The organism is Bacillus sp. AF62, assembly GCF_050312695.1.
Classification (GTDB): Bacteria; Bacillota; Bacilli; order Bacillales; family Bacillaceae_G; genus Bacillus_A; species Bacillus_A cereus.
On the sequence record NZ_JBNPJZ010000048.1, the window covers coordinates 1 to 18,435 of the forward strand.

Consider the following 18,435-nt stretch of genomic DNA (forward strand, 5'->3'; position numbering starts at 1 on the left):
AAAAAAAATGGTTAACTACATTCAATCCTGCTGAACTACGTAAGGTTACACCAAAATAAAAATACGCAGGGCGCTCTAGTTAGCGCTCTTTCATTTTGTCTAAAAGGAGAGATTTATATGTTAGAACAAATTACATTAGCGAACGGTGAAGAAGTGAAGGTAAATGTAAACTTAACAGCTTTAACGCTGTTCAAATTAGAAAAAGAGGGCGTTATTGGTAAGTCATTCTTAGGAACGTTATTAACCACTGGGGGTACTCAAAACATTGATTTATTAGATGCTTTCCGTGTTGTTTATGCAGCTTATCGTCAGGCTACGCCAAGTGAATACATGGGATTTGAAGAATTTATGGAACAATATGAAGTTAACATGACTGAAGCGTTCGAAATTTTTGGCGCTGTTCTAGGGAAACAAAAGGATAAAAACAAAATGGCGCAAGGTTTCCAGGATAAAGCGAAAAAAAAGGATTAAAACTTCCTAAATTCGAAATCGAGTGCGTCGTAGACCTATACAGTTTATACGTATTTATTTTTGAAATATCGGAAAAAACTTTCTGGCATTTACCTTTACGTGATGTGCAAAGAATAGCAGAAAACAAAAGTGCTTACGAAGGTTGGAAAGCTTACCTTCAAGAGAAGGAGGGTGAAAAATAGTGGCTGGACCTTCAAAAGAAACCGTTATAAAGTTTAGGGCTGATACAGCGGATTATAAAAAGAATTTGAATGATATAAACCGCGAAAATAGAGCCTTGAATCAAGAATTAAAGTTAACACAAACACAAATGAAGTTGACCGGATCAGAAGCCGATAAACACACAGCTTCTCTATCCACACTTGAGAAACAATACGAACTAGCTAAAAGGAAGACACAAGAAACAGCCCAATAATTACAAAGAGCAAAGCAAGTGTGGGGAGAAAACTCTACTGAAGTAAAAAAGCTCGAAGAAGCAATGAGAAAAGCTCAAATTGCGGAAGCTGAAATGTCAAATAAGATTCAATTGACGACACAAGCGTTAGATCGTGCTCGGCAAGCTGAAGCAGAAAGAAATAGTGAAGTAGGTAAGTCAAAACAGAAATTAAACGAATTGCAACAAGCTGAAGCGCAATTAGTAACAGAAACTAATAAACTGAAATCTGCTTTAGAACAGGAAAAAGTCGCGCTTGGTCACAGTATTTCCGAATCTGAAAAGTTAGAAATGCAGCAAAGGCATTTACAAGAAAAATTAGAAATGTCCGCGCGTTCTGTCAAGAATCTTGAACAACAATTAGAACATGCTAAAACAGCATATGGCGCAAACTCAACCGAAGTTAACAAATTAGAAACAAAGTTAAATGAAGCTAGAACAGCTGAAATGCGATTAAAAAATGAAGTTGAACAAACAAGTACATCGTTAAGAGAACAAGCTAACGTAGCTGAAAAAACAGGTAATAAGTTAAAGGAAGTAGGCGAAAAGACAAAAGAGATCGGCAAAAATTTAACTAGTACTGTAACGCCTGCAATAGCTGGTGTTATGGGCGTTACTGGTAAATGGGCAGCTGATTTTGACACTTCTACAAAACAAATTCAAGCATCTTTAGGTTTAACAGCTAAAGGTGCGGAGAATGTGGGGAAAGTAGCTGAAGATGTTTTCTTACATGGTTGGGGTGAAAATTTACGCGAAGTAGACAACGCCGTAATGAAAGTATGGCAAAATATGAAAGACGTTCCGTTAGATCAATTGCAACTAGTTACGGAAGGAGTTATGGCTTTATCTAAAACGTTTGATGTAGATTTGAGCGAAACGACTCGTGGCGCTTCTGCATTAATGACGCAATATGGAATGGACGGAACGCAAGCACTTGATGTTATCACAGCCGGGTTACAAGCTGGACTTGATAAATCTGGCGAGTTTACGGACAACTTAGCCGAATATACCCCATTATTCAAACAGGCGGGATTCACTTCTGGCGAGATGTTAAACATCCTAAAAAACGGGTTGGATGCAGGAGCTTATAATTTAGATTATGTAAATGACTTGGTAAAAGAGTTCGGAATCCGTGTACAAGACGGTTCTAAAGGTGTGTCGGATGCGTTCGGCGGTATGTCTAAAGAAACGCAAAACTTGTGGAAAGAATTCGAAGCTGGTAAACGTCCAGCTGCTGATGTATTCAAAGCTGTAATAAATGAATTAAAAGGAATGGACGATCAAGTAAAAGCTACACAGCTTGGTGTAGCTATATTTGGCGTGAAATTCGAAGATATAGGGAATAAAGGCGTTTATAGTCTTATGGATGTTAACGGAGAACTAGATAACACTGCCGGTAAAATGTCAGATGTTATAACGATTCAAGAGGAAGCATTCGGACAAAGAGCGCAAGCTTTATACCGTGAATTAAAGAAAGCGTTAGAACCTATAGGGAAGATTTTCTTAGAGCTAGCTGAACAAGCGTTGCCTGTTGTGAAAGAAGCGATTGATTCTTTATCTAAGGCATTTTCCGGTCTTTCTTCAGAAACTCAAAAAGTTATTGCTGTGGTAGCTCTAGTTGCTACCGCTCTTGGTCCGCTACTCATGATAATAGGTCCGTTGATATCCGGAATAGGCGCGATTATCGGAGTTATAACAACTGTAGTTGGTTGGCTTACAACTTTCGGTGGAGCAATTGCAACGGTAGTTACTGCAATAGCCACATTTGTCGGAGCGCCTGTAGCTTTAGTCGTAGCAGCAATCGCGGCAATAATAGCGGCTGTAGTAGCTGTAATAGCCATATTCAATAATTGGGGTGGCATAACAGATTGGTTAAAAGAAAAGTGGAATGACTTCGCGACTTGGATGTCTGAATTATGGGATGGAATTGCTGAAGGAGCGTCAGAAGGTTGGGATTCTTTAAGTAAAACTGTATCTGAAAGCTGGGATTCAATAGTTGAATACTTCAGTCGGAAGTGGGAAGAATTCAAAACTGGTTGGTCTGATTTTTGGACTCAGTTTGGCGAGATAGCAAAATCACTTTGGACAGGAATAAGTGACTGGTTCTCTGGTATTTGGGACGAATTTACTCAAGTTTGTTCTGATGCATGGGAAGGCGTCAAAGAAGGGTTTTCTTCTTTCTGGGAAGGATTAAAAGAAATCGCACAAACCGCTTGGGATATCCTTTTTGGAATACTGACATTCCCACTTCAATTGTTAGTAACAGCATTCATTTTAGGTTGGGAATTAATAAAAGAACCTGTCCTTGCATTTTGGGAATGGATGAAAGGTTATATCAAAGAAGCATGGGATGTTATTTCTTCCACATTCAATGAATATAAAGATATTTTAATTGGAATTGTAACCGAAAATTGGAACGCAATAACTGAATTCACATCTTCAGTTTGGGAAGGTATAAAAAACATACTACGTGATACGTGGCAATGGATAAAAGATACTGTAGAGTCTTTCATCGGACCTATTAGAGACACCATTAAAAATAACTGGGATACAATTTCTAGCGTAACGTCTGAAGTTTGGAATAAGGTTTCAACGTACATTTCAGATAAATGGAACGAAATTTCTAGTAAAACAAGTGAAAAAGTATCAGACGTGAAACAAAAAGCAACGGATGGTTGGAATTCGGTCAGTGACGCTACTTCTCAAAAATGGGAAGAAATAAAAACAAAAGTCAGCGACGCTTGGGATCGAATTTCTTCTAAAACGAGCGATAAAGCTAGTGATGTAAAAGGTAAGGTTCAAAATAACTGGGACACGATCAGCTCGGTTACGGAGCAAGTTTGGGGACGGGTAAAAGACAGGGTTGGAGACGCCTGGGATAATATGTCTTCCAAAACATCTAGCATCACGAATAGAATCAAAGGTTATGTGGAAGACAACTGGGATTCTATTTCTGACACACTTACTTCTGTATACAGACCGATTCAAAACGCGATCGACTACTTCTATGATTTATACAAAGGGGTTTCTAAATGGTTAGACAAAGTAGTCGGAAAAGTTCGCGATGCATGGAATTCAGCTGGAGATATGTTAGGGAAATTAAATCCATTTAGCTCATTCAGCATAAGTGTGGATGACAGTACCGAAAGGCCGTCGTTAGTACCTCGTAGTTTCGCCGTTCCCGTTTTCGCATCACCAATGGAACCGATGATGGCATTTGCACCTACAACGTTCGCGAGTGGTGGGATTCTAGGAGATGCAATGTCAAAAGTCAACGGTATTCTAAGCGGTGGCGGAATGCTTTCAGGTCTACCTAGTTTAGCTGGAAACGCACTTGCTGGTAAGGGTGGAATGAACGTTATTCATAATCAACCACAACAAATCACAAATGAAGTTACTTTCCACACGACTGTTCGAAATGAAAATGATTTAAATAAGATGTTCGAAAAAGCGGATGATTGGTTTGCACAAAAAGGACGTAACTTACATATGGGAATAGGGAGGAATTGATTTGCTAGATATTGGAATTGATACGGAATTAGCGAGTGACTATCGAATATGTATGGTAGATCGTCCTGTTATTCCAACTGCAAAACAAAAAGTGGAACACATAGAAGTACCAGGGCGGCATGGTTCGTTAACAAAAAAAGGGGCGTTTGAAGACGTCCCTTTAAAAATGAAGTTTAATTTATTAGAAGATGAAACTATAAAACCTTTAATCCGTCGCATCAAGGCATGGTTCCTAAATGGCGAAACATTGTATTTCACTGATGATGAAGTATACCGAAAAATTAAATCTGTTGAAATTGGTGATATTGCAAATGAAATCGAAGAGTACGGAGAGTTTGAAGTGGCATTTACACTGGATCCATTTGAATATGTCGCAACCGTCCCGCTGGTATTGACAAAACCAGCGAGCATTTTAAATTTTGGAACGGTTGAAGCTTCTCCGAAAGTAGAGATTCATGGGAATGGGGATGTCAGGATGATGGTGAATGATGTTGCATTCCAAATAAAAGGAGTGGAACATGCTGTCATCGTGGATTCTGAATTATTAGAAGCGTATGCAGGAACGACACCCATGAATCCCAACATGATAGGAGAGTTTCCACTTTTCAAAGTTGGAGAAAATACCCTTACCTGGACGGGCGCAGTGACGAAACTTATCATCGAACCGAGGTGGCGTTATGTATGATTACACTGTATAAACCAGATGAAACTGATTTTACGCATAACGGAATTGGTGTTCTAGACAAACATATCTATCATGCAGCTGTTGAGGAAGAACTCAACGGTTTATTTGCATTTACGTTTAGCTATCCGTTGTTTGCTCCATATGGAACGAAGATTGACGGAATGAGCATCATCAAGGCACCCACTCCTGATGGAGAACAGCTATTTCGAGTTGTTACTCCTAAAGTCAGTATGGGTGAGATGACAGCGCAATGTTATCACATCTTTTACGATTTAACAGAAAATCTGATTGAAGATATTTTTGTTGAATCGACAAATGGCAATGGAGCTATGAATCGAATGTCAACAGGCTGCCAATATAAGCATCCTTTTACTTTTTATTCGGATATTCCTACTATTGCAAGTGCACGCATGGTTCGTAAAAATCCTGTGGAAGCATTATTGGATTCTAGTCAAGATCATTCATTTGTTAATCGTTGGGGCGGGGAATTAAAACGAGATAATTTTGACGTAAAAATGCTCCAAAATCGTGGGATGGATCGCGGGGTAGTGATTCGTCATAAGAAAAATTTATTAGGATATGAAGGGAATGTAGATTGGAAAAGCCCAGTCACTAGGATTATGCCGCAGGGATTTGATGGGTTGTTTCTTCCGGAAAAATATGTAGATAGTCCAAATATGAATAAATACCCGCATCCTAAAATTAGGGTGGTGGAATGTAAAGACATAAAGGCTGCCGTTGGAGAGCACGCAAACAAAGCGGATGCAGTTCCTTTAGAAGAAGCCTACAGGCGCTTGCGTCAAGCCGCTAAGGACATGTTCACAATCCAAAAAATAGATCAACCAAAAGCTACATACAAAGTGGAATTTCAAGAACTATCCCAAACAGAAGAATATAAGGATTATAAGCATTTACAACGTGTGTATATGGCAGATACCGTTACAGTTATACATGAAGAAAATGGGGTTGCTATCAAAGCGAAGGTAATTGCTTATAAATATGACCCCATAAAAAAAGAGTATTTGGACATAATGATCGGTAACTTCAAAGAATCCTTTACAGATGTTTCCCGTAAGGTGGACCTGGTACAAGAAGAAGTATCAAATATGCCAAGTTCTATTTTGGATGCAGCAAAAGCAAATGCTACAAGCCTTATAAATTCAGGGTTTGGAGGACATGTCCGTATGTATCCGGATCGGATTTTAATGATGGATACGAAAGATGAAAAGAGTGCGAAAAAGGTTTGGCAATGGAACTTGAATGGATTAGGGTATTCTTCCACAGGTGTGAATGGACCATATGGAACGGCCATTACAAGTGACGGAAGAATTGTTGCGGATTTTATTACGGCGGGAACGCTCAGTGGAAATCTAGTGCAAGGTGGAGAAATAACAGGTTCAACTTTGAAAACATCGAATTCCGCTAATTTTGTAAACATCTCTAAACAATTCATTCGTCTGTATGAATCTTCGAAAGTACGAGCCTTTATTGGATATTATAAAAATAGTAGAAATGAGATACAGCCCACTTTTATTCTAGGTGGTGATTCAGATCAAACAGGTGCAAGCGGCGCCATCATGTTGTATCAATTCTCAGATATAAGTGTGAAGTCTGGTGGAATTGGAATGACAAAAGGACTCGATGGCAATGGATACTTGAATGCAGCTTCTTTATACTTTTCACAAACGGGGAATGCAATACTCGATGCTGATAAAATGATTGTCCTAGATGCTCAAAGTGAAATGAGGTTTAAAGTCAAAGATCAGTTCCGCTTTTATCGAAATGATAATTGGATTGCAAGTATCGGGGTTGCATCTGGAGGGGATACAGATATTATGCTCCCAAATGCGATCATACGAAATTCGAGTTGGGACAATGGGTATATCCAAGTGAAAACCGCTCTTGGGACATATTATCAAGGCGTAATTGCGTCAGACTTCAAAGTTTCTTCAAAAGAAACCTATAAAACCAATATCCGTCCTGTTGCATTCAGCGCACTTGAAAAGGTAATGTCTTGGGACATTAAACAGTATAATCTGAAAACGGACATTCCAAAACTCTATGAAATGCGTATGAATCGCAAAGAAGGAGAACCGACAATTACTACAGATGCAATTCCTGCGCATTATGGTTTAGTTATTCCAAAAGAAGCAGAAGAAAATGGTGTTAGCTTATATGGGATGATTTCGCAGACTGTTAAAGCATTTCAGGAGTATGTAACCCAAACAGATGCTAGAATCGAAGAATTAGAGCCGATAAAGCCGAAAGGAAATATAAAGCACAGGAACAAAGTAAAACGTCAAAGAAGACCGCCTAGACGCGCGAAAAGGAATAGGTAGAGAGAGGTGTAGTCATGCGAAATGAGGAAATGACGATAGATGTAGCAGATCCTGTGTTTACAAAAATAATTCGTTCGAGACAAAATGATAAAAACGGCTTGAAGATGACTGTATATGTAAGAGAAAAAGGGCAAATTATTGATTTAACAGGGTATGCAGTGAAGTACGAAGCGATGAATCAAATTGGACAGTTCGTTCGAGATGATGCCCAAATAGTTGATGCAAAGAATGGTGTATTTTCATATACGCTGTCCTCGCAAGCTGTTTCCACATCGGATGATTGGACAGCTTATTTTGTGATGGAAAAAAGTATAGAACGAATGAGTACACCAGACATTCGGATTATAGTAAGACGGGATGTAAAAGAAGGAAAGATTAAAATAGAAAACTATATTTCAGAGTTCGATGGGGCGATGGAACGGGTAAAAGGATATCGAAAAGAAATCGATGAAGCGAATCAGAAGATTGCAGCGCTTACGCCTTATATTCAAAAGAAGGTGGAGGAAACAGATACGAAATGTAAAGGGGTAACGGAATGGATTCAAACGCGTGTAGATAGCGTTAACAAACAAATAGATGCGATGGAGATTGTGAAGAAAGCGGGCGATACCATAACGGGGTTGCTGGAATATAAGAGCGATCATGCCATTGTATTAGGCAGTCGTTCTTATAAGACGGTTATTCATAAGGGTGCGCAAGGAGAGCTGATATTCGCCCCGTCTACAAAAGAACATGGGGATACTTGGGATTGGAATAAAGCTGTTAAAATTATGCCAGACGGAATAATCAAACAAGCAACTGATACAGGTTGGATTAACCTTCCTACAACCGGGGTAGAGAATGTAACAGATAGGATTTTGAAATATAAGAGAAGTGGTGAAAACATTAGTGTGATTGGTTCCATCCGAAATGCGCAAAATGCAACAGTATTTGCTACACTTCCAGTTGGATGTAGACCTGTTCAAGACATTGCGGTTCCAGCTATTATGATAACTGGAGGAGTGAATACAAACTTTTGTGAAGTTACAGTAAAAAAAGATGGTGGGATTTTCGTGAATGGTGTTCAAAGTGGCAATACCATTCATATTGCGCTGACGTTTACACTGTAAATGTAGTTTGTTAAAAAGAGGGACAACACTGTCTCTCTTTTTTTATAGATGAGGAGTTGAAAAACATGACAATTGAAATAGGCGTGTTGATTGCGTTATTATCACTCGCCATCAGCTATTTTGGTTATGCACTGAATAAATCTAAATCCATCAAAGCAGATGGACAACAAAGTGCAGAGGTCAAAGCAGAACTGGGATATATCCGAAAAGGTGTGGATGATATCCGGATTGATTTAAAGGCAAGTGAAAAACAAATGGTAGCACTTGGGGAACGCGTGACAAGAGTAGAAGAAAGCACGAAACAAGCGCATAAACGCTTGGATACAATCGAAAAGGAGAATGATTAGACATGACAAAAGAACATATCCGAAAACGATTACGTAACTGGAAAACATGGGTGGCACTCGCCTCCCTCTTGGGATTCATTTGTGCGAAGGCAGGATTACTAGAAATGAAGAGTTTTATTGATGAGGTACTACCCTATTTTTTCACACTTGGTGTCGCTTTAGGAATCTGGAGTGACCACGAAGGCACAGTACAAACAGACAAATAAAAAAACAAAGAGAACGCATCGCCAATCGGTGGTGCGTTTTTCTATGGGAGGAGAAAGAAACATGAAACAATTACTGGGGATAGTTACAACAGTATGTATCGTATTTTCGCTGTCTACAAGTGTTTTTGCCGATAGAATCCTTTTGATACCTGATTTGCCGAAAACGTCATACAGGGGCGGTGTAGGATTATATGAAGGAGTCGTTGCCCACAGTACGGCAACACCAGAAGCGCCAGCCATTAATATTCAACGTTATGAAACTCGTACCTGGAGAAATGCATTCGTTCATTACGCAGTGGATTGGAATGAAGCGATTCAAATTGCAGATACAAAATACATTGCTTATGGAGCTGGACCAGGAGCAAATAAAAGATTTGTTCATGTAGAGTTATGTGAGACAACAAATTACGAGAAATTTAAGCGCAGTTATGAAAAATATGTGAAATTACTTGCAAAAATATTAAAAGATAACAATCTATCTGTAGAAAAAGGATTGTGGACTCACTATGATGTGACAAAGTACCTCGGCGGTACAGACCATGAAGATCCACTGGATTATTTACAGCGTCATGGCGTGTCAGAAGCGCAATTTCGTGCTGATGTGCAACGAGCATACAATCATTCTAGTGTGGAAGTACCATCTAAATCAGCAGAAGTCAGGACGGCTGTAACGGATGGTATTGCTTATATGGAAGGCTACAATGTGAATTTACGTAAAGGACCAGGTACAAGCTATTCTAAAATTCGTCAGTTAAACAAACCAGAAGCTTATGTTGTATGGGGTGAAAAAGATGGTTGGTTAAACCTCGGTGGAGAGCAATGGATTAAATATAATCCGTCTTATGTGAAGTTTAGTAAGAAAAGTACAGTAGATTCTTCCATTATAAGGAAGAGTGTAATCTCTAAAGTTAATAATCTACGATTCTATTATTCGTCGTCATGGCAGGATGACGCTGTGGCGGGTATGTTGGATGTTGGGGAAGGATTTGTGATGGATAAGAAAATAATTGTGAATGGATCTCCGCAATTTAAAGTGCACAATTCGAAAGGTCGTGTATATTATGTAACGGCACATGAGGGGTATGTATATTTGACGAAGTAAGTTGAGTTTTTTATACAGGTGTTGTAAATAGAACAGGAAAAAACACACGTTGGTCACCCTTGCCATACGTGTGTTTTTTCTATCAATGAAAAGCAGGAGTTATATGACATACTGTAGTATATGCGCGGAAACATATAATTGTGCCTATTGTTAGAATTTATTTAGAAATGTAATAAAAAGTTTGTATGACATTATTGCTTGTTTCCGCATCCACATCCTTTTCTTTTCGTATAACCAGATAAGGCAGGAGGAGTAGCGGATTGAGATTGTGAGGAAAGCTGAGGGTGAATGACTTTTGATTTTTTCTGCATAGAAATCTCTCCTTTCGTTGGATGAAAATACAGATAGAAGAAAACCAAACAAGGAAAGGAAATAGAATATTCCTCACTTGTTTGGTTTTTGCTTTTATAGTTGGCCAAATGGCCCCATTGTAACTAAATGTGTTGTGTTGGAGTCATCAGGTACTTCTTCCAATACAATACTTTGGAGAAGGAAATTCTCATTATCTGCTTGCACGGTAATCTCTATCGTTCCAGCATCTAAATAGACAGGAGTTGTTATTGGTTCAAGTACATCAGGTGTGAAGCGCACTATCTCTAACTCCTCTTCTCCATGTTGAACGGTAATTGTTCCACTTCCTTGTGCAGAGACAGTCAGCTTATATTCTTTCTCATCATTCCAGTCAGTCAGCTCGACCGTTTGCGTGATACTCGTATATGGATCTCCGAATAGCAAGCCTTTTGCGCTACGAGTAAGTGTACCTGTAGAAGTCCAATCTTTTGTATAGTCGATCATCTGATTTGTAAAATCACCACTATGAATGAGATTACGTGTTTCTACTTGTTCATACGCACGCATCAAGGCATCGTTTAGTTGTTGTTGTAAAGAGAAATATTCACCTTCACGATCTGTCATAAACCAATGCGTTTGTTCCCCTAAGTCTGGTACCACAATAGAAGTAATATCTTGATAGGTGATGCTTGGAAGAATCATGCCATTCCAATCTTTATTTTGATATAATGCATTAATCGCATCAATGACAGGCTGTACTTGATGTTGGAGTGCTTGTTGACGTTTATTCCATGCTTTGTTCCATTTCGCTTCTTTTCGCTGTGCTTTTTGGATCTCTCTGTCTGTTAATGGACGTTCTTCTCGAACTTCAATATGGCTGATTGTAGCAAATCCATTTGGTTGCATAATGCGGAACCCGACTTCAATCCCTGGCTTTTTTTCCAGTTGTAATGCTCCCACATCAATGCTGTAGTGGAAGAAATGAGAGTCTCTTGTTTCTCCTTGACACGGTGGACAAGGATTCGCTTGACAACATGTCACAGTATCATCCGAAGAAATTGGTAACAGCTCTTCATATGGAACATGGAGTATCTTGTGAATTTCTTTTCCATAACGAGAAACAACTACTTCTAATTCATCACCTTGCGCAATAAAACCATAGATCGTATATCTTGTATTGGCTTTTAATTTAGATTCATCTATTTTTTGATACGTATAAGATGGATACATGGTTGGCGGTGGTAATAATAGATAATCTCCTGTTGAAGAATCTACTCGTGTCACGTTAGGCCCGAGTAACCAACCATGATTCATTTCAAAGTCGCCTCCAACCAGCAGATTGCGGGATCTAATGAATTGTTTTGCTTTATTGAGTAATTGGCGTAATGCTTTCTTTTCTACTCCGAATTTTTCATCGGATAAGGCATTGACTTTCATTGTGATTTGATCAAGTAAATAATCAGATACAGTATCAGCTAACTCTGTTTGAGAGGCATTGAATAAACGATGGACTTGCGCTGTGATTCGGTTTAAGTCTTCTAATGATATAAAAGAATTGGACTTTCCTGATACATTTCCTGATATCTGTGCGTCAAAATTTACAGCATGGTCATGGTGAATCTCTAATTGTATTGCATCAAACCCTCCAGCTACAGTTTTCTGGATATTTACCGGGAGGGTTGATGGCTTAGTAATTGCCCCACTACCTAAAGGCACCGTTTCAACCACACTGCGATTTTTTAAAAGATTTATAGCAGCGGTGTATTGAATATTTACAAAAGGATTAAAAGTAATGGATCCGGTTAAGTTTGTTGTAAATGCTATACTATGAGATGGGTTATCCCAAATGTTTCTAACGTCTATCAGTGGTAAAGGATCACTCCAATTATCGAGATTGGGGTCACCCATGAGCAAATCTCCTGTTATTTGGTAATTAATGGGTTGCCCCGAATCTGGAACAGGGGGGGCTGCAACAGGAACAAATTCAATACGATCTAAAAAGAGATCGGCATTACTATTATTTTGAATATATATTGTAGATTTTCCTGAAACAATGGAAGTCTTATCTGTTAATTTTTGTAAAAAATATTTCCCATTGTTACCTTGAATCGCTACACCTCTAGCATTTTCCGTATTCTTAAGCGTTTGCTCACCACGGTTTAGATCTCCATTAGGTGTTTCAACATGGAAAAAAATTGTAATATCTGATTTGCTTGCATATCGAACACGAATTTGATAGTTTTGAGAGGTTAGATTGGTAATTGGTAATGCTAATATTTGAGATTGCGTTAATTTGACAGCTGCTGCACTATTAATTGGTTCGAATACTTTTGTTAAAGGATCTGTCGTCAGATTTAAAGTTCCTTTTTCCGCAGGAAATCCTTGAATCGTTGCGTCTACAGTGCCATCGTCATTGGGTTGCCCTATTATATTTTGAGGGTATAGATTATAGTCAACCAGTGTATAAAGAAATCCCATTCTGCCACTAGCATCTGCAAGCTTACCGTTAGCGTTGTCAGCTTTTACTCCATAAACAGCTTGAATTTTTTGGTTATTAAAGGTAGTATTCAATGAAGTACCGCCATACTGAGGAGTATAGGTTAACGGAATACATCCTGCAATCGCATTTCCATCAACCTCAAGATCCGTATAAGCTAGGTATTGAGATTCTTGAGATCGCATATTCATATATCTTAGTTGAGTAGGATTTGAACGAGTAAGTTCACTACAACCACCTGTTGGAGGAGAGCTTTGAAGCGAATAACATTTGTTAATATAGCCGGGATAGTATGCATTGTGATCATAACTACTACCATCCCAAGTTTGAAAATACTCTGTACTCTGGTAGTTTTTATATGTGGCAAAAAAATTACTTACATAACAATCTCTTATTGAAGTACGTTGAGAATTTCCTTGGGTCATAAAATTTGCTGCATTTAATTGAAATCCTTCATAAAAATAATTGAAAATATCATTTCCAGGTACTTTTCCACCATAGATATTATATAGCTGAAAGTGAAGATCATTATATTGTCCGCCTTTATAATTCGGTTCATCATCAATTCCATTATCTTTCTTTTTCATTTCTACTGGTCCAATCAGATCCCCAAATGCCATACGAGTTTGATCTGTATCCAATCCTGCAGCATAGTCATCTGGGTATAAAGAAGGCCACATTGCTACCATATCAAATACTTGTGTTATCATTACTCGATTATATCGAATATATGCATTCAGGTTTCTTTTTGTATTACTTTGAGTTGCATAGTCTGTTGAGTATTTTTTATAAATTTCAGATGCAGTCTGTGAATACTCATTGATATTTCTTTGTAAAGCAGCTTTTGTACTATTGATATATCCTTCATCATAAGAAATATTTTTCCACTTTTCCATGAATTGAATAAATCCTTGATATACAGATAAGTGTAAAGTTGCAACTGTTACATACATTGGTAAAGTATACATAATAGTCTGACGGGCTCTGTCTGGATCTGACGATAGTCCAGAAGGATTTGCAAAGAAAGCTAAGTTGGCTTCAAACTGTGTGCTCGTATCTTTAAAAGATACTGTAACATTATCTAAATCTTTTGCTGAAGGTGTACAAGGAGGGTTTGAACATTGAGCTAATCTAGAACCAGGTGTTTGTCCCTGCCCAACTGCTATTTGTATTTGTTCTTGGAAAGTACCTACAACCCTTCCTAAACCTGTAACTATATTATTTAGATCATTAAGTGAAAATGCTTCTAGTTTTGCATCTATCATTTTTTCTACTTGTTCCATAATCATTTGAAAAAAAGCGGATTCTTTGTTTTGTCCTGAGGTACCACCAAATAGATAGGGGAAAATAAAATCTATTAATCCACTAGCAATCGGAACAATGAAATCTCCACCGGGAGCTAATTTTGCAAAAGATAGAAGTGCTTTTGCGAAGGATGCATAATCTAGCTGTCCACCTTTAACTAACCCAATACCTTGGTTAAGGACATTTTCGAATGGTTGTCGGTATCCCGTTTTCTCGAAATCCCCCCATCCACCTTTTAATTCTTCAAAAAATGCTTTAAAGGCATCCCAATATTCCCCTGTTTCTAGTGGGGGAACTACTAAAACATTATGCGGTACTGGTGAGTACAAATCTGATAAAGTTGCCATTTCATCCATCCTTTACTAAGAAATTTTTAATCTAAAATCTGTCTAAAATCTATGGTGTAATCTGCACAAAAAAGAGGTTTCCTATGATCCACGATTATGCAAGTAATATTTCCCACGAACAGTTAGAACCTGTTTAGAATTTATGGTATAATCTGTACAAAAAAGGATATTTTCTATGATACATAATTATACAAGTAACGTTTCGCGTGAACAGTTTGAACTCATTCGAGAAGATTTGGAAAACGCACGAAAAAGGACACGTCCACGCACAGTTGATTTATATGAGGTGTTCTGCGGTGCACTATACGTGCTTACCACAGGCTGCCAATGGCGCAATCTACCAAGTGATTTCCCAAACTGGCAAACGGTATATTTCTACTATCAGATTTGGCGAAAAACAAACGAGAATGGCATAAGTCTTCTCGAAAAAGTGCATAAAAAAATTGGTCGAAACCTATCGTGAGCAAGATGGTCGAAAAAATCAGACAAGCTTCTGCATCGTAGATGCACAAAGCGTGAAAAATACATGGATAGCGAGTGAAAAAGGCTACGATGCCGGAAAGAAAGTCTCAGGAATCAAACGACATATCGCTGTAGACAGCGGTGGTCTCCTTCATGCTATTATGGATTATTCACGTAATCGCTCTTTTTTTGTTATTGAAACCAAAGCCCTAATCAATATACGTAACGGACTGGTCTTTAATTCCAATTTTAATTTGAAAAATAAAAAACGATTTGTTTGCCCATAGTAGATTAGGATTTTTTAAGTAATGGGAGGATGAAAAGAATAATTTAGTTTCATGTGGAACAAAGCACCAAATGAATGGCTGCATATAAGTTTATCCCTCAATCATTCCGCCTAAAGATCTCTATATTATCCCCATGAAAATGTACAGAAGAAGCATTCGCTAGTAAAATGATTTTTTTTGCAGCCTTCTTCGCAATGTTTCGTGCGTTTTTGAAAAACTCATTAATTAACTTTGAATCAAAAGCAGTTTGTAACTCCATACACATAGATGGTGGCACACGGTAATCCATATCATCTAAATTATGTTGAAAAAATTGCGAAACGTCCTCTTTACGTATATATAGATATTTAATACAATCCCATTTCATCAGCTTCTTCTTTCGATATTTTGTAATACACATCTGGAACTAGAGAATAGTCTATTGTACTTGTGGATGTATTGGCTGTAACCGCCTTTTTTTCCTCCTCCACAAGCCAATTATACCAAAGTACTTTGACAGGTGGTTTTGTCGCTGCAGAATGACTTATGCTAGCTTTTTTAGATGCTTTAGAGACTTTGATATTATCTGAATAAACACGAGAAAATAAGGCTTGTACACTGTCTGTAAGAGTACCATTGTTTTTTAGGAATCTATCAATCTTACTTAGCGCATTGAACGCAAGATAAAATAGCCTTTTATCACAATTGCTACCCACACGTAATCCAATAATCGATGCGTTTGCTTTTAAAGTAGGATGATACGTTCCACCTTTGATTGTATGGTACATCATTTCTTGGTATTCATTCACGTAGTAAGTGTGAATTCTTTCAAATTCTTTTTGGGCATCGTTTTGTGATTCTTCAAATTCGCTTTCAATTGATTCTATTAGGGATGCTATATCATTATTTTTTTCTTGTTTTACAGTATGTAAAGAGTTACTAGAGTTATTATAGTTAGAACTTGTTTTTTCGGTCTCTAGACTTACAGCCTCAAGGGGTTCATGATTTTTCTGTTCGGCAACCTGCTTGGCATGTAGTTCGGCAATTTGGCCGGTATCTAGGTAAAATACCTCTTTCATGATTATTGTGAAATTAGGATGCGTTTTTAATACAAATACATATTTATTCTTACCATCCGCTAATCCAGCGACCAAGATTTCACCTGTTTGTTTTAATGCACGAACAGTATCAGTCACAGTTCTTACAGAACAGTCCGCTTTACTTGCTAATGTCTCAGCAGAAATCTTGCATATACCATTTCCTGAGAGCATGTAAACAATATGATCCATTACACCTTTCCGCTTAGATTGAGAAGGAAATAAACTTTCGAAGCTTTGATTCGTATCATCGACACGTTTTCTCATAGTATCCATAATCTCATATTTCTTTTGCGTGCTTAAACGATTTCGTTGCATATATTTTTGAACATCTGCATTATAGGCAGTCAGTTTTTTCATAAGGGCTCGTCTCCTCCGAAAACAAAAAAGCAACAGTATGCCACAAAATGTAAGCAAACTGTTGCGAGGAGACTCTTATGTACGGTAAAATGGGGTACATAAAGAGTTACAGCAAGTGTTTGCCTAGTTGTGATAGGCGGACGGTATAAAGGGTGTTGACGCACTCTTTATACACGCTGTGCTCTTTTATTTTTTGTTAGTTTTATTTTGAAGTTTTGAGGTAACAAATTGGTCACAAACAACCGGAAAAGTGTTGCCATTTATAATCTTTGATATAGTACAAAACTGCGTAATATAGCCATTTTGTGCAGTTTTAAGAAATTAAAGTTTTATACATAATAGATGGTCACAGTGTTTCTTACTTTACAGAAGAATTTGCAATGAATGATATTGCCTCCAAAGATGAACGTGTCATACGAGCGTTAAATGAAACTTTAAATTTAGAGCGGTATCCTGACAAAGTTAAAAACTTGTCAGATGAGATGTATTGCATATGTCTGTATGCTGATGAAGCAGAAGCTCAAAAATTCATTGAAAGATATCCAGCACTTACGTTTGACCGTTTTCATGGTTACGTTATGAATGTATTGGAAGATAGTAAAGTATCGAAGCTAACTGCAATTCAAAAAGTATTGGAACATTTAAATATTAGTAAATCAGAAGCCATTGCTTTTGGTGATGGTGGAAATGATATTGAGATGTTGCAGTATGTAGGATTAGGAGTTGCGATGGGAAATGGTGGAGAGGAGTTGAAGAGAAGGGCTGATTTCGTTACAACGAAGGCGAGTGAAGGCGGAATTTCTTATGCCTTAAAGAAGTTGCACATTATTTAAAACTGATAGCTAGTCAGTGTGAAAAATCCTGTTTTAATAATAGGATTTTTTTGTTCAACAATGTGCTTGCAATAAAAGGAAAAATATGAGTATAATGAGAAAGTAATTAGGTAAGCTAATTATTTAATGAGAAAGGAGAGTGAAGATGAATGGATTCAAGAAAAGATTCTCTTCCTTTAGGGATTGAGCCGTACGCAGAGTTAATCAAAAAGACAGCATCAGCGGAAACGGATCCAATCGCAGCAAAACTTGGTTTGTTAATGTTATGGACGTCTGATAATGTTCTTGATGCGGTTGACGTAGATTTAGCTCCGCTTGGTATTTCAGAGAGTAAATTAGATTTTTTACTATTGTTTATTTTGCGTGAAATGGAAGCGAATGGGGAAGAGGTGAACATGAGTCCTTCGGATATTGCGAGTCGATTAGGGATTACACGTGCTTCTGTCACTGGCTTATTAGATTGGATGGAGAAACGAGAGTTAATCGTAAGATTCCACCATTCTGAAGATCGAAGAAGATTAAAGGTGAAAATTACTCCGAAAGGAAAAGAACTAGTTACACATTCTTTACCAACTTTTTGGTTATCTTGCGCTTCGTTAGTTGATGGCTTTAATCAAGAAGAGCGTCAAGTTTTAGAAAAGCTATTAAATAAAATGCAAACAACTATGCAGGTGAAATTAGGAGAAGGTAGGTAAATAAGTTGATTATGAAGATCAACTTATTTATTTGGACATATAATTAGCTTACCTTATTATATGCTTAACTAACTTTATGA

At 37.8% G+C, this 18,435-nt stretch carries 13 protein-coding genes and 2 pseudogenes; 12 read left to right on the forward strand and 3 right to left on the reverse strand.

From position 1 onward, the window contains the following. The first annotated feature begins 117 nt into the window (after window positions 1-117). The 9 genes from ACQRBL_RS09920 to ACQRBL_RS09960 all read left to right on the forward strand — a co-directional run bounded on the left by ACQRBL_RS09920 (window position 118) and on the right by ACQRBL_RS09960 (window position 10,202). Window positions 118-471: a hypothetical protein gene (locus ACQRBL_RS09920; RefSeq protein WP_336457970.1), complete on the forward strand. Its 354-nt coding sequence runs from the start codon at window positions 118-120 to the stop codon at window positions 469-471. 181 nt (window positions 472-652) lie between these two features. After that, a complete protein-coding gene (locus ACQRBL_RS09925) occupies window positions 653-886 on the forward strand; it encodes a hypothetical protein (RefSeq protein WP_411996561.1) in 234 nt (77 codons plus the stop codon). Between the two features lie 18 nt (window positions 887-904). Then, entirely contained in the window at window positions 905-4,414 is a 3,510-nt protein-coding gene (locus ACQRBL_RS09930) for a phage tail tape measure protein (protein WP_427734444.1), read from the forward strand. Between the two features lies 1 nt (window position 4,415). Then, window positions 4,416-5,099, forward strand: coding sequence for a phage tail protein (locus ACQRBL_RS09935; RefSeq protein WP_427734446.1), 684 nt, complete (start codon window positions 4,416-4,418; stop codon window positions 5,097-5,099). Continuing rightward, entirely contained in the window at window positions 5,096-7,438 is a 2,343-nt protein-coding gene (locus ACQRBL_RS09940) for a phage tail spike protein (protein ID WP_427734448.1), read from the forward strand. The genes ACQRBL_RS09935 and ACQRBL_RS09940 overlap by 4 nt, the downstream gene beginning before the upstream one ends. 14 nt (window positions 7,439-7,452) lie before the next feature. Beyond that, window positions 7,453-8,547: a BppU family phage baseplate upper protein gene (locus ACQRBL_RS09945; RefSeq protein ID WP_411996565.1), complete on the forward strand. Its 1,095-nt coding sequence runs from the start codon at window positions 7,453-7,455 to the stop codon at window positions 8,545-8,547. 65 nt (window positions 8,548-8,612) lie between these two features. Then, window positions 8,613-8,894: a hypothetical protein gene (locus ACQRBL_RS09950; protein ID WP_197270223.1), complete on the forward strand. Its 282-nt coding sequence runs from the start codon at window positions 8,613-8,615 to the stop codon at window positions 8,892-8,894. A gap of 2 nt (window positions 8,895-8,896) precedes the next feature. Next, window positions 8,897-9,100: a hypothetical protein gene (locus ACQRBL_RS09955; RefSeq protein ID WP_411996566.1), complete on the forward strand. Its 204-nt coding sequence runs from the start codon at window positions 8,897-8,899 to the stop codon at window positions 9,098-9,100. A gap of 61 nt (window positions 9,101-9,161) precedes the next feature. Continuing rightward, window positions 9,162-10,202, forward strand: coding sequence for a peptidoglycan recognition protein family protein (locus ACQRBL_RS09960; protein WP_197230729.1), 1,041 nt, complete (start codon window positions 9,162-9,164; stop codon window positions 10,200-10,202). A 405-nt stretch (window positions 10,203-10,607) separates the two neighbouring features. On the opposite strand, the gene ACQRBL_RS09965 is transcribed toward ACQRBL_RS09960, so the two are convergent. After that, window positions 10,608-14,642, reverse strand: a complete 4,035-nt coding sequence (locus tag ACQRBL_RS09965) for an insecticidal delta-endotoxin Cry8Ea1 family protein (protein ID WP_411996567.1) — start codon at window positions 14,640-14,642, stop codon at window positions 10,608-10,610. A gap of 175 nt (window positions 14,643-14,817) precedes the next feature. Between ACQRBL_RS09965 and ACQRBL_RS09970 the strand changes: the two are divergent. Then, window positions 14,818-15,265, forward strand: a pseudogene (locus ACQRBL_RS09970) (IS5 family transposase); the annotation flags it as partial. Between the two features lie 223 nt (window positions 15,266-15,488). On the opposite strand, the gene ACQRBL_RS09975 reads toward ACQRBL_RS09970, so the two are convergent. Both ACQRBL_RS09975 and ACQRBL_RS09980 read right to left on the reverse strand, forming a co-directional pair. Beyond that, on the reverse strand, window positions 15,489-15,758 hold the full coding sequence (locus ACQRBL_RS09975; protein ID WP_197230725.1) for a hypothetical protein: 270 nt from the start codon (window positions 15,756-15,758) through the stop codon (window positions 15,489-15,491). Then, window positions 15,739-16,827, reverse strand: a complete 1,089-nt coding sequence (locus ACQRBL_RS09980) for a cytosolic protein (RefSeq protein WP_411996568.1) — start codon at window positions 16,825-16,827, stop codon at window positions 15,739-15,741. The genes ACQRBL_RS09975 and ACQRBL_RS09980 overlap by 20 nt, the downstream gene beginning before the upstream one ends. 338 nt (window positions 16,828-17,165) lie before the next feature. Here ACQRBL_RS09980 and ACQRBL_RS09985 point away from each other — a divergent pair. Continuing rightward, window positions 17,166-17,660 (forward strand): annotated as a pseudogene (locus tag ACQRBL_RS09985) (HAD-IIB family hydrolase); the annotation flags it as partial. 149 nt (window positions 17,661-17,809) lie between these two features. After that, on the forward strand, window positions 17,810-18,355 hold the full coding sequence (locus ACQRBL_RS09990) for a MarR family winged helix-turn-helix transcriptional regulator (protein WP_000378333.1): 546 nt from the start codon (window positions 17,810-17,812) through the stop codon (window positions 18,353-18,355). Window positions 18,356-18,435 lie beyond the last annotated feature (80 nt).

What these genes read in the sequence shown, in the direction of transcription:
- ACQRBL_RS09920 (WP_336457970.1), top strand. Translation starts at nt 118, where the DNA reads ATGTTAGAACAAATTACATTAGCGAACGGTGAAGAAGTGAAGGTAAAT.
- ACQRBL_RS09940 (WP_427734448.1), top strand. Translation starts at nt 5,096, where the DNA reads ATGATTACACTGTATAAACCAGATGAAACTGATTTTACGCATAACGGA.
- ACQRBL_RS09945 (WP_411996565.1), top strand. Translation starts at nt 7,453, where the DNA reads ATGCGAAATGAGGAAATGACGATAGATGTAGCAGATCCTGTGTTTACA.
- ACQRBL_RS09950 (WP_197270223.1), top strand. Translation starts at nt 8,613, where the DNA reads ATGACAATTGAAATAGGCGTGTTGATTGCGTTATTATCACTCGCCATC.
- ACQRBL_RS09955 (WP_411996566.1), top strand. Translation starts at nt 8,897, where the DNA reads ATGACAAAAGAACATATCCGAAAACGATTACGTAACTGGAAAACATGG.
- ACQRBL_RS09960 (WP_197230729.1), top strand. Translation starts at nt 9,162, where the DNA reads ATGAAACAATTACTGGGGATAGTTACAACAGTATGTATCGTATTTTCG.
- ACQRBL_RS09965 (WP_411996567.1), bottom strand. Translation starts at nt 14,642, where the DNA reads ATGGCAACTTTATCAGATTTGTACTCACCAGTACCGCATAATGTTTTA.
- ACQRBL_RS09975 (WP_197230725.1), bottom strand. Translation starts at nt 15,758, where the DNA reads ATGAAATGGGATTGTATTAAATATCTATATATACGTAAAGAGGACGTT.
- ACQRBL_RS09980 (WP_411996568.1), bottom strand. Translation starts at nt 16,827, where the DNA reads ATGAAAAAACTGACTGCCTATAATGCAGATGTTCAAAAATATATGCAA.
- ACQRBL_RS09990 (WP_000378333.1), top strand. Translation starts at nt 17,810, where the DNA reads ATGGATTCAAGAAAAGATTCTCTTCCTTTAGGGATTGAGCCGTACGCA.